This is a genomic window from Paenibacillus sp. 22594 (assembly GCF_052044425.1).
GTDB lineage: Bacteria > Bacillota > Bacilli > Paenibacillales > Paenibacillaceae > Paenibacillus_AQ.
The window spans coordinates 135478-147815 of the sequence record NZ_JBQENA010000005.1 but is presented as its reverse complement, the minus strand read 5'-3'; the positions used below and the strand labels follow the sequence as shown (position 1 = coordinate 147815).

Annotated in this window: 11 protein-coding genes and 1 tRNA gene; 10 read left to right on the top strand and 2 right to left on the bottom strand. The window is 52.6% G+C overall.

The genetic code is table 11. The features are described from left to right. Positions 1–20 precede the first annotated feature (20 nt). The 8 genes from ACTJKB_RS17920 to ACTJKB_RS17885 all read left to right on the top strand — a co-directional run bounded on the left by ACTJKB_RS17920 (position 21) and on the right by ACTJKB_RS17885 (position 8303). Positions 21–1145 (top strand): GerMN domain-containing protein, encoded by a 1125-nt coding sequence (locus ACTJKB_RS17920; protein WP_440835775.1) that lies wholly within the window; start codon positions 21–23, stop codon positions 1143–1145. A 273-nt stretch (positions 1146–1418) separates the two neighbouring features. Then, a complete protein-coding gene (gene rph, locus ACTJKB_RS17915) occupies positions 1419–2177 on the top strand; it encodes a ribonuclease PH (RefSeq protein ID WP_074111589.1) in 759 nt (252 codons plus the stop codon). Between the two features lie 2 nt (positions 2178–2179). Continuing rightward, entirely contained in the window at positions 2180–2824 is a 645-nt protein-coding gene (locus ACTJKB_RS17910; RefSeq protein ID WP_440835774.1) for an XTP/dITP diphosphatase, read from the top strand. 547 nt (positions 2825–3371) lie between these two features. Further along, positions 3372–5060, top strand: coding sequence for a glycosyl hydrolase family 18 protein (locus ACTJKB_RS17905; protein WP_440835773.1), 1689 nt, complete (start codon positions 3372–3374; stop codon positions 5058–5060). A gap of 255 nt (positions 5061–5315) precedes the next feature. After that, positions 5316–5750 (top strand): NfeD family protein, encoded by a 435-nt coding sequence (locus ACTJKB_RS17900; RefSeq protein ID WP_440835772.1) that lies wholly within the window; start codon positions 5316–5318, stop codon positions 5748–5750. Further along, on the top strand, positions 5750–6685 hold the full coding sequence (locus ACTJKB_RS17895) for an SPFH domain-containing protein (RefSeq protein ID WP_440835771.1): 936 nt from the start codon (positions 5750–5752) through the stop codon (positions 6683–6685). Before ACTJKB_RS17900 ends, ACTJKB_RS17895 begins: the two co-directional genes overlap by 1 nt. 65 nt (positions 6686–6750) lie before the next feature. Further along, the gene (locus tag ACTJKB_RS17890; protein WP_440835770.1) at positions 6751–7209 is read left to right on the top strand and encodes a cupin domain-containing protein; all 459 of its coding nucleotides are present in this window, start codon (positions 6751–6753) and stop codon (positions 7207–7209) included. A 257-nt stretch (positions 7210–7466) separates the two neighbouring features. Continuing rightward, positions 7467–8303 carry an aldo/keto reductase gene (locus ACTJKB_RS17885; RefSeq protein ID WP_440835769.1) on the top strand — a complete coding sequence of 279 codons (837 nt, stop codon included), beginning with the start codon at positions 7467–7469 and terminating at the stop codon, positions 8301–8303. 128 nt (positions 8304–8431) lie between these two features. Here the strand turns inward: ACTJKB_RS17885 and ACTJKB_RS17880 are convergent, their stop codons facing one another. Next, positions 8432–9259 carry a lysostaphin resistance A-like protein gene (locus tag ACTJKB_RS17880; protein ID WP_440835768.1) on the bottom strand — a complete coding sequence of 276 codons (828 nt, stop codon included), beginning with the start codon at positions 9257–9259 and terminating at the stop codon, positions 8432–8434. Positions 9260–9395: 136 nt separating this feature from the next. Then, the gene (gene asnB, locus ACTJKB_RS17875) at positions 9396–11240 is read right to left on the bottom strand and encodes an asparagine synthase (glutamine-hydrolyzing) (protein ID WP_440835767.1); all 1845 of its coding nucleotides are present in this window, start codon (positions 11238–11240) and stop codon (positions 9396–9398) included. A gap of 280 nt (positions 11241–11520) precedes the next feature. Between asnB and ACTJKB_RS17870 the strand changes: the two genes are divergently transcribed. Together ACTJKB_RS17870 and ACTJKB_RS17865 are read left to right on the top strand one after the other, a co-directional pair. Further along, positions 11521–11877, top strand: coding sequence for a hypothetical protein (locus ACTJKB_RS17870; RefSeq protein ID WP_440835766.1), 357 nt, complete (start codon positions 11521–11523; stop codon positions 11875–11877). A gap of 237 nt (positions 11878–12114) precedes the next feature. Continuing rightward, positions 12115–12188, top strand: a tRNA-Arg gene (locus ACTJKB_RS17865). Positions 12189–12338 lie beyond the last annotated feature (150 nt).

The following is a 12338-nucleotide window of genomic DNA, read 5'->3' as shown; positions in this document are numbered from 1 at the left end:
GTTGAAAGGGGTAATCATTCATGAAGCATATGAAACACATCCGCGGGCTCTCCGCAGCTTGCCTGCTCGCGGTTCCGTTAACCTTGTCCGGCTGCAGTCTGTTCGGATCGGAATCGGCATCGGTGGATCCGCCACCTGGTGAGGTCGAAGCGCAAATGCTGCAAGTCAGCGGTGACGGGACACTGGATACAGGTGTAATCGGGCCCGCAGCACTGGATGGAGCTGACCTTTCCGCCGGAGTGAGTACGGATACTTCGTCTGCTGCTGCAGCCGGAGAACGGACAACCGTTTTCCTGGAGGATGGAAATGGCCTGTTAGCCCCGGTATCTCTAAGCCTGCCGGAAGGCGATGATACCGCCATGCTGAAGAACTCCCTGACCGCACTGGTCAGCAAAGGAGACTATGCCTCGGCATTACCCGAAGGCTTCAAGGGTGTGCTGCCTGCCGGAACGGAAGTGAAGAACATCACCGTAGACAAAGCTAAGCTAGCCGTGGTTGAGTTCAACTCCAAGTTTAATGATTACGAACCGGCAGATGAACGCAAAATACTTGAAGCGGTCACCTGGACGCTGACCGGACAGGACGGAATTCAGGGCGTGCAGCTGTGGGTAGACGGGAAGAAACTTACGGAGATGCCGCTGCAGGGCACGCCGCTGGACCGCCCGTTAACCCGCACCCTCGGAATCAACCTGCCCAAAAACGGACCGCTGCTGATGAATTCCAGCGCGGTCACGGTATATTTTTCTGCAGCTGCTTCAGACGGCAGTTATCAATATTATGTACCGGTTACCCGCTTTGTACCCGCAGGGCAGGATACTCTGAAGGCAGCGTTGAATGAACTGATTGCCGGTCCGGAAACGCAGAAAGGACTGGAGATGGTTATGACTCAGGAAACGGTGCTGGATTCGGTGGAAGCGGGACAGAACGGGGTGGTCACTGTTTCCCTGAATGATGATATGTTCGCGGACGGCAAGGGAGTACCGGCGGAAATGCTTGAATCCGTTGTGCTTACGGTTGCACAGAACTCCGACGATGCGCTGGTACAAATCCGCATGAACGGGCAAAAAACAGTAACCGGCACCAATAACGTTGACTACGGGCAGCCGGTATCGGCTCCGGAATATGTGAATGTGCTGCCGCTGTAAAATCGAAAGTAAGTCAAAAGATGCTTTTGTGCCTGCTCTTTGGTAGAATAAAGCTTGCTACGCTACTGGTTGGAGTCAGAGAACTCTGAACCGCTGTTTACCGTAAGCGTTGCAGGTATTTGTGCTTAGCTTTCCGAATCTTATAGATGAAATTTCAAGGCGATGCCGTCCTGATCTTTATGGGGACGGCATCCCTTTCTGCGTAGAATGTAAGAGGGCGGACGCTGAGGCCACACAACAAACTTAGAGCAAGAGATGTAGGAGGCAGAAAAGATGAGATCAAACGGGCGCAATGCAGATCAGCTAAGGCCGCTGACAATAACCACTCAAACCAATAAATACGCGGAAGGTTCCGTGATCATTGAAATGGGGGACACCAAGGTCATTTGTACAGCCACGGTGGACGAGAAGGTTCCACCATTCCTGAAAGGACAGGGTAAAGGTTGGGTAACCGCTGAATATTCCATGCTTCCCCGTGCAACGCAGACGCGCAACCAGCGTGAAGCGGCACGCGGCAAACTGACCGGACGCACGATGGAAATTCAGCGTCTGATCGGGCGGGCGCTGCGTTCCGTAGTGAACCTGCACGCTCTTGGCGAGCGCAGCATTACACTGGATTGTGATGTCATTCAGGCGGATGGCGGAACACGGACAGCTTCGATTACAGGCGCTTTTGTAGCTATGGCCTTTGCGATTAACAAAATTGCGCTTCAGCATAAACTGAGCGTATTTCCAATTACAGACTATCTGGCAGCGATCAGTGTCGGGGTTGTCGGCGACGAGACTCTGCTTGATCTGAATTATGAAGAAGATTCCAAAGCGAAGGTCGATATGAACGTGGTCATGACCGGCGGCGGGGCTTTTGTAGAAGTCCAGGGTACCGGCGAAGAGCGTCCTTTTACCCGTCAGGAGCTGGATCAGCTGCTGGGTCTGGGTGAGAAAGGGATCTACGAATTGATTGCCGTACAGAAGGAAGTGCTCGGAGCTATCGCGCTCAAAATCCCTTCCGGCCAGCCCGGCCAAGAGGTGTAGCAATGGACTCCGGGGGCGGTATTCTGATTGTCGCGACGAAGAATAAGGGCAAGGTGCGGGAGTTTCAGCATGCATTTGCTCCGCTCGGCCTAACCGTTAAAAGCATGTTCGATTACCCGGATCTGCCTAATGTGGTGGAGGATGGGGCGACTTTTGCCGAGAATGCGCTGAAAAAGTCCCAAGCCGTCGGGGATGCCCTCGGCCTCCCTGTTCTGGCAGATGACTCTGGTCTCTGTGTGGATGCCTTGGAAGGAAGACCGGGGGTCTACTCGGCCCGTTATGCAGGTGAAGGTGCAAGCGATCATGAGAATAATCTGAAGCTGCTGAACGAGCTGGAGAAGCTAAAACAGGGCGAGGACACCGGCCAGCCGCTGCTTAGTACGGCCCGCTTCGTCTGCGCCTTATCCCTGTACGACCCTTCAACGGGCAAAGAATTGACCGCTGAGGGAACTGTGGAGGGCTGGATTACCTCCGAGCAGGCGGGGGCCGGCGGCTTCGGCTATGATCCCCTCTTTTACCTGGCAGAGTACGAAAAAACCATGGCCGAGCTGACGCTGGAAGAAAAACAGGCCATCAGCCACCGGGGGAAGGCATTGCGGTTATTAACCGGGAAGCTTGCGGCGCATCAGGAACTGCAGGGCCAATAACAAAAGAAAGAACAGGCGGGTATTTTGCTCTCTCCCAGCTTTTTAAGCCTCGCCTGTCCCCTTCAAAAAGTCTGTCCGCGAGAGCTGCGGCAGACTTTTTTTATGCAGTGATAAATGGAAAATAGATGATATTACCCCCTAAGTATGGAAATTTCCCCCTAGCTTAATCCGGTACTTTGTATGAAAATAAGAATTGCCTTCATCCTTTCCTTTGTTATGAATCCTCTTATTCTATGTACACTATCCCTCCCAATCGTTTTGTAGGCAAGGCTTTGCCCGACAACAACGTATAAAACGTACTTCTCAAGCACAAGACCAGCTCCGCACACCAGACAACATTACCGCAATTGCAGGCTATGAGAGTATTACAAGATTAAGAGCACAGATGATCATTTTTCGTGCGCTTTTTTTGTGTACTTCATCTAGCATCCCGAAGTCGTGAATCTGATAGAGACAATGGATGAAGGTAAATCCCAATCTGGAGGTGACACAAGGAGCGTTGTCTGAGAAACAGGTTTACAAGCTATGCATAGAACCGAGGAGGTAAATGAAAATGAGGTCGACAAACAGCAGATTTCGTAAAACCTTTGCGCTTGGTATGGCTATTGCTCTTGTGATTGCACTCTTTTCAACGATAGGCACCCATGTCAAAACTGCAAATGCGGCTGCGGGCTACAAGCTCGTCGGTTATTATGCTTCGTGGGCTGCCTACGGACGGGCTTACAACGTTACAGATATCGATCCCAGCAAGATGAATGTGATCAACTATGCTTTTGCTGATATTTGCTGGAACGGGATTCACGGCAATCCCGACCCTACCGGAACGAATCCGGTTACCTGGACCTGCCAAAATGAACAAGGCCAGCCGATCAGCGTCCCGAATGGCACGATTGTGCTGGGTGATCCCTGGATCGATGCCCAGAAAAGCTTCGGAGATGACAAATGGGATGATCCGATTAAAGGGAATCTGAAGCAGCTCTGGAAACTGAAAGAGAAGAACCCGAACCTCAAGACGGTGATCTCCGTCGGCGGCTGGACCTGGTCGAACCGGTTCTCGGATGTTGCCGCCACGCCGGCGACCCGTGAGGTATTTGCGAATTCTGCAGTCGATTTCATCCGCAAGTATCAAATGGACGGTGTCGATCTGGACTGGGAATATCCGGTTAGCGGCGGTCTTGCAGGCAACAGCTACCGTCCGGAGGATAAGCAGAATTACGTGCTGCTGCTGCAGAAAATCCGTGAAAAGCTGAATACCGCCGGAACTGCCGACGGTAAAACCTATTTGCTGACCATTGCCTCCGGCGCAGGCCCGGCATACATTCAGAACAACAATCTTAGCGGCATTGCTGCCGTTGTCGACTGGATCAACATTATGACCTATGACTTCAACGGCAGCTGGAATACGACTACAGGGCACAATGCTCCGCTCTACTACGATCCGGCAGCAGCCTCAACAGGTCTGACTGAGCCGGCGAACTATAATATAGACAAAGCCGTCACAAGCTATCTCTTAAGCGGAGTCCCGGCGAATAAGCTCGTTCTGGGCATGCCGTTCTATGGACGCGGCTGGGGCGGTGCGCCGAGTACAGGGAACGGACAATATCAGGTGTCAGCCGGTATTTCGTCCACAGGCACATGGGAAAAGGGAAGCTATGACTTCTACGATCTCGAGGCCAACTATATTAACAAAAACGGCTATACCCGCTATTGGAACAACACCTCAAAAGTGCCTTATCTCTATAATCCGTCTGCACAAACATTCATCAGCTATGATGACGTGGAATCCTTCGGTTATAAAACGAGCTATATCAAAACCAAAGGCCTGGCAGGAGCGATGTTCTGGGAGACCAGCGGCGACCGCAACAAAACATTGCAGAACAAGCTGAACACCGATCTGGGCGGTGGAGTGGTGCCGACACCAACCCCGACAGCTACGCCAACAGTGACACCGACGGCAATACCAACAGCTTCACCAACGCCAACCGCTACCGTGAAACCGTCAGCTACACCGACCCCAATTCCAACTCCAACTCCAACTCCAACTCCAACTCCTACTGCTACGGTTACCCCAACTCCAACAGCGACTCCAGGAGTAGCCGCCTGGGCAGCAGGAGTCGCCTACAAAGTGGGTGACAAAGTGAGCTATGGCGGCAATGTGTACACCTGTCGCCAGGCACATACCTCGCTGCCAGGCTGGGAGCCGGTTTTGACGCCTGCTCTCTGGTTGTTGAACTAACAGCTCATCTTGAACAGCAAAAAGCTTGCAGAGAAGGCTGAGCCGACTCTGCAAGCTTTTTGTTCAGTTGGAATTTCCGACGGCTGAACCATACATACGGATTTTTGTACAAGAAAAGAAATAGCTGCTCATAAGCTTCCATGCGTTGAAATATAATGCTATGTATGCCTATGTCCAGGTCTTCAAAAAACTTATGCAACGTCATGCCGTTTTTTTCGTTATAGTAGTATATAGCGGAAGGTGGTGGGTTCACCGATGGTGGTCTGGGTATTTTGGTTAATTGCAGCCGGTGTCCTGTTTGTCGTTGAAATGATGACGCTTACGTTTTACCTGCTCTGGTTAAGCATTGGTGCTCTTGCGGCTTGTCTTGTTTCCCTTGTGCTGCCGGATGCGATATTGCTGCAGGTCTTGGCTGGCTCGATCGTTGCCCTGGGGCTGACGATTTGCTCCAGGCCGCTGGTAGCGAGATTCCGCAGTTCGCGGGGGTTCAAGGATACGGGGACAGAAATTGTCGGCAGGCAGGGGCTGGTCGTAGAACCGATTGAGCCGGGACGGTTCGGTCAGGTTAAGGTAGGCGGCGACACCTGGAGCGCAACCTCAATAGAGCCGCTGGGCAAGGATGAAGTGGTCAAAGTGGTCGGAAGAAGCTCCACTATTATTGAAGTAGTAAAATGGGGGGATATGTACTAATGCAATGGGCTATTATTGGAATTATCATTTTTGTTGTTGTCGTATTTGTCGCACTGACCATCAAAATCGTACCGCAGCAGCGGGTAGGGGTTGTAGAGCGTCTCGGTAAATTCCACCGGTTGCTCACACCGGGGTTGAATATCCTTATTCCGATTATCGATCAGGTACGGACGTATCATGATTTGCGGATTCAGCAGGCCAATGTGCCGCCGCAGACCGTGATTACCAAGGATAATGTACAAGTGCAGATCGATACGATTATTTTCTATCAGGTGGTAGGTCCGGAAGAAGCAACCTACGGCATTTCCGATTATGTATACGGGGTGCGCAACATTTCCACAGCCACCATGCGGCAGATCATCGGTAAGCTGGAGCTGGATGAAACCCTGTCGGGCCGGGAAAAAATCTCTTCGGATATCCGCCTAGCGCTGGATGAGGCTACGGAGAAATGGGGCGTGCGGATTGAGCGCGTAGAGGTTATCGATATCAAGCCTCCGCTCGATATCCAGGAAGCGATGGATAAGCAGATGAAGGCGGAGCGCAGCAAACGTGCGATTGTGCTGGAGGCCGAAGCCGCCAAACAGGATATGATCCTGCGTGCCGAAGGTGACAAGCAGAGTAAAATCCTGAAAGCGGAAGGCGATAAGGAAGCGCGCATCCGTCAGGCGGAAGGCTTAGGTCAGGCACAGGAGCTGGAAGCACTTGGCCAGGCCAAAGCGATTCAGGCGGTAGCCGAGGCCGAGAAGGCCCGTATTCAGCTGATCAGCAGCGCCGGACTAGATGAACGGGTGCTTGCGTATCAATCCTTTGAGGCATTGACTGAAATTTCCAAGGGAGCGGCTAACAAGGTGTTCCTGCCTACCAGTGCTGTTGATACGCTGGGTACGCTCGGGGCTATGGCTGAGGTGTTCAAGGTGAGCAAGGAGAGCAAGTAAGAGGGATATTTTACAATTGCGCCACATTCCGTTAAAGTAAAAGCAAAACTTTAAGGAGAGAGAATATGGTGACGCAAAAAGAAATTTCGCCACTGGTGGAAGCGCTGGGGCTGCAGCCCCACGTAGAAGGCGGCTGGTATAAAAGACTATGGAATGCTCCTTTTCAAATTCCGCAGGACACCCTGGGTGAGAGCTACTCCGGGCCAAGAGCATCGGCCTCTTCGATTTATTTTCTGCTGCATGCGGATGAAGCCTCGGAATGGCACACGGTGCTCTCGTCTGAAATCTGGCTGTGGCATTCCGGCAGCCCGATTGTTCTGAGTCTGGGGGGCAGCGGCGACAAGCCGGAGAATGTGACTGAGGTCATTCTGGGCCTTGACATTGCAGCCGGCCAGCAGCCGCAGGTAGTTATTCCGCCAGGCGTATGGCAGGCCGCCCGGCCGCTCGGTGAAGAGCCGGTGCTGGTTTCCTGCATCGTCTCCCCGGAGTTCCATTTCGATGATTTCAGGCTGATTGAGAAATAAATTGAACGGCAATGGAGTGTGGCTGTGTATGCAGCCGCACTCCATTTTTTGCAACCGGGGCATGAACTGCTATACTGATTTTGGAAATGGATGATTACTATATCGGTTTTAAGGTTAAAGGGAGTTTGTTCAAGGATAAGCACGCTGAAATGCAGCGGATTATATTATCCTTATATTTCTCGCTGAGACGGACACTAGCCTGAGTATAGGGTAGCGGGCCGTTTCCGCTTAATACCATTACGTCTGGAGGGCTAATGATGACTGAAGCAAATGGACCATTTTCCGGGGGACCTACGTTAAATGACGGGGCAACCATGCCTTGGCTGGGGCTTGGGGTGTGGCAGACCAAGAACGGGGAAGAAGTGATTCAGGCCGTGAAGTCGGCGGTGGAGACCGGTTATCGCAGTATCGATACGGCTGCCGGGTACAAGAATGAAGAGGGTGTCGGACAAGCCATCCGTGAATGCGGAGTGGACCGGGATGAGCTGTTCATTACGACCAAGCTGTGGAACGGTGACCAGGGGTATGAGTCGACACTGAAGGCTTTTGAGGTCAGCCGCAAGAAGCTTGGTCTGGAGGTTGTGGATCTGTTCCTGATCCATTGGCCTGTGGCCGGCAAGTACCGCGATTCCTGGAAAGCTCTGGTGCATCTGCAAAAGGAGGGGCTTGTCAAATCCATTGGCGTGAGCAACTTCCAGCCGCATCATCTGCAGGATATCATCGACGATACGGGAGTGGTGCCTGCGGTGGATCAGGTTGAGTTCCATCCGCTGCTGACCCAGCGCGAGCTGCTGAAGTATGCGAAGTCGCATGATATTCAGGTAGAAGCCTGGAGCCCGCTTATGCAGGGCAATCTGGATCTGCCGCTGTTGAAAGAGTTAGCCGGTAGATACAACAAGACGGCAGCGCAGATTGTGCTCCGTTGGGATCTTCAGCAAGGTGTCATCACGATTCCCAAATCCGTGCATGCCGAGCGCATCGTGGAGAATGCGGGATTCTTCGATTTCACCCTTAGCGATGAGGATGTCCAAGCGATTGAAGACCTGAATCAGAATCACCGCTTCGGTCCGGACCCGGATAATTTCAACTTTTAAGCGCTTAAATGGCATTGGATAAAATATTGCAAACCAAAGAGCAAGTCTCCTTCGTGGGACTTGCTCTTTGGCTTAGATGGACGGATTAGCGGCAGCTCTGTCGGGAACGAGGCAGGCAGAGCCGCCCTTTACTGTGTAGGCGGGACGCTGCGGCGTCTGCCCAGGATCCGCATCAGCAGAATGCCGTGGATAATAACCAGCATACTGCAGACCATGGCCATCACCTCGGCCGCCTGGTTGCTGGCGGTAAGCAGATCAAAGATACCGTGCCACAGGATCACAGGCAGGATGCTCCAGCGGCTTCCGGCGCAAATCCAGGCTAGCACGACCGAACCGTATGTGAGGCTGATTGCCCAGCCGATCACACCAAAGCCCATCCCGAGGTAGCTTTCATTGAACCAGAAGGCTGGTAAATGCCAGGCCATCCAGATAACGGCAACCAGCAGGGCTGAGGTGAACAGAGAGTAACGTTGATGCAGCTCCGGCAGCAAGTAGCCGCGCCACCCGCTCTCCTCCCCGATCCCGAAGGTAATCATCCATACGAGGGCGGTCATCCAGACACCAAACTGCGGCGGCAGATCAGAGGTTATGCCGAACTGGCGCATATCCGGCGCACTGCCGGTAATCAGGGTATGAGCCAGAATGGCCGCCGCCCCGTAGGCCAGGGGCAGTCCAGCAGCCAGCCCCAGCCATTTTTTGGGGAAAGCAAGAGAAAAAGCAGTTCTACACCAGGCGGTAAATCCGCCTGCTCCCGGCAGCCTCACGCTCACGAGTGTGCCAAGCAGCGGACCGAAGGAGCCGAGATAGAACTGTCCGGGCAGCACCGGCAGGCCAGCGGCAAACTGCTTATTCAGCAGCAGTGGCAGCCAGCACAGCCAGGTGAAGCTAAAGGTCACCAGAATAAAGACAGTCAGCTTTTTTGTGAACAGGGGATTACGGTTAACAGAGGACTCCATCTGGATTAAACCCCTTATGCCAAGATATGTTTCATCTATAGTTGTAGAGGTTTTCCTCTCTCACGGCTGTGGGAATGATCACGCGGGCTGGTCTGTACAGCGATAAATCTGCGTAAACGCTGACCCGGCAGCTGTATTACCCGATCGAAACGTTATACTTGCGCAGCCAAAGATTAACTTGGGACAGATAAGCAAACAGCTGTGGACCCGACATCAACTGGCCGAACCAGGGCAGGTTGCTGGAGGATTCCGGTGACGCGGCGATTTCACGGATTTTGGCGGCGTCTATTAATGGCAGAATAGGTGAAGATGAGTCATCCAGAATGTTCAGCATCTGCGTCCGAACGGCATTTAAGTAAGCCGGATTATGTGTTTTGGGATACGGGCTTTTTTTGCGGTAGAGTACATCGTCCGGGAGAATGCCTTCCAAGGCTTTGCGGAGAATGCCTTTTTCCCGGTTGCCTACAGTCTTGATCTCCCAGGGAATGTTGAATACATACTGCACGAGACGGTGATCGCAATAAGGTACGCGGACCTCCAGGCCTACGCCCATGCTCATCCGGTCTTTACGGTCCAGCAGGGTAGGCATGAAGCGGGTAATGTTGAGGTAGGACATCACGCGCATTTGCGCCTGTTTGCCGGTCTCGCCGTCAAGCTTTGGCACCTCTGCTACCGCATCGCTGTATCTGTCGCCCAGATACTCCAGCGGACGTATCCATTCACGGATCTCCGGTGACAGGAGCTCAGAACGCATTTTTGGTGCGACCGCCCAAGGGAAAGTGCCTGAAGACAGCATTTCTTCACGGTGGAACCACGGGTATCCGCCAAAGATCTCATCGGCCGCTTCGCCGGAAATGGCGACGGTCGCGTTCTTTTTGATCTCCTGGCAAAATAAATAGAGCGAAGAATCCACATCAGTCATCCCCGGCAAATCGCGGGAATAGAGGGCGTTGTCCAGCGCCGCCACCAGCTCGGGGGTATCAAACGCCACATAGTGGTGGATCGTCTTCAGTTCATCAACCATCCGCTTAATCCAGGGGCCGTCTGCACCGGGCTGGAAGGTGTGGCTTTTGAAATGCTTGTCATTATCGACATAATCTACGGAATAGGTATCTACCTGGCCTTGGCCGGTCCGGTTGTAATAGTCCACAGCTAGTGCGGTCAGCGCGCTTGAATCCAGTCCTCCAGAGAGCAGTGAGCAGACCGGAACATCGGAAACCAGCTGGCGCTCCAGAGTATCCTGCAGCAGTTCACGGACCTTGGTCGCCGTTTCATCCACATTGTCAGTGTGTTCGTAGCTGGTAAGCTCCCAATAGGCATATTTGCGGATTCCATTCCGGCTATAAATCATGGCATGACCTGGACGAAGCTCGAATATATCTTTATATACCCCCTGTCCCGGTGTACGGGCCGGACCGATGATGAAAATTTCCGCAAGCCCCTCCGGTCCGACATCCGGCTTCACTTTGGGATGCTGCAGCAGCGCTTTGGGCTCAGAGCCAAAGATAAACACATCGTCGACTTGACTGTAGAACAGCGGCTTCACCCCGAGACGGTCGCGTGCCAAAAACACCTGATCGCGCAAACTGTCCCACACGGCAAAAGCAAAAATGCCATTCAGCTTCTCCGTGCAGTCCGGTCCCCACTCGATATAGGCGTGGAGCAGAACTTCTGTATCACATTCCGTGAGAAAATGATGCCCGCGTTGCTTGAGTTCGATTTTGAGCTCAGGGGCATTATATAATTCGCCGTTATACACAATCGCGTACACCTTGTCGTCATGGCGGGCGATCATCGGCTGGGCGCCGTTCTCGGGATCGATAACGCTAAGTCTCCGGTGTCCCAAAGCGCATGGGCCAGAGATCCAGGTTCCGGCTGCATCCGGTCCGCGGTTCTCCAGGGTTTCAGTCATTTTTACTAGCAGTTGCGAGTGCTGTGTGAGGTCGCCGCGCCACTGGATAAATCCGGTTATTCCGCACATGATGCTTCATCCTCTCTTTTGTGCGATTGTTGTCCAAATATAAGAATTTATATGCTTCACGCAATAAATGATCCTTATATTTCTCGCTGAAACGGATACCTCAAAGCGATACAAAGTATCGCTCCTTCGGAAGCATAGGCTTCTTTGGGGACGGCGCAGCCGTTTCCACTTGTTTCTTTTTTGCCAAGTAATTCAGATATATGCCGAAGGAAGGCATAAAATGTATGTCCTTATCCGAACACTAGAGAAGAGGAAAATTTGCCAGGAGGGATGATGACCAGTGTATTACATTAAAGACGCCAAAATCCGCAGAATGACCGAATACGACGGCGCACCATGTGCAGAGGTTGGCGTATTACCGGGGGCTGTGAGCGATTCCGCCCTTTTGGTGTACATTGTGGAGGACCAGCGTGAGGAAGGCTATGAAATTGTACGCATTCTGACGAATGATGCCGATACCGCAACCGACTGGTTTGATAACAATTTGCATGATGCATTTCAGGACGTAACGTTCAGCGGCTTCACCGGCAGCACCATTATGACTCCGGAGGATGAACGGTCGAAGTTTCAGCAGGAGCTGCTCATTTTTGGAGATCTGAAAAAACAGCTGGAGGCGCATTTCCATAAGCTGTCCTAAAGAGTAGGCTAAAGAGCAGCGGCAGCGGAACTCATGCCGCTGAACCTGCCCCGGCAGCGGCGTTTTGAGGAAGAAGCGCGTGGACTTCCTCTATATTCGCTCCGGGGGCAGAAATGCCGGTAAGGAGAGAAGGATGGACATACTTTTAAGCAGCCTCTTGAAATATTTGCTGAATAAGGTATAATAGATAACGTTGCGTTAATACATATGTCTTATAAGCTTTGCATTTTCACATGTGTCCCGGTAGCTCAGCTGGATAGAGCATGCGCCTTCTAAGCGCACGGTCAGGGGTTCGAATCCCTTCCGGGACGTCAATTAACAGCCTTCCTTCGGGAAGGCTGTTTGTGCGTCCGGAGGATGAGAAGCCCAAACGGTTCGTTGGAGCATAGGCATCGAGAGCATTCGCTTCGCAATCAGCCTAAACGGGCTGTATCCCTTCCGGGACGTCACTGGACAGCCTT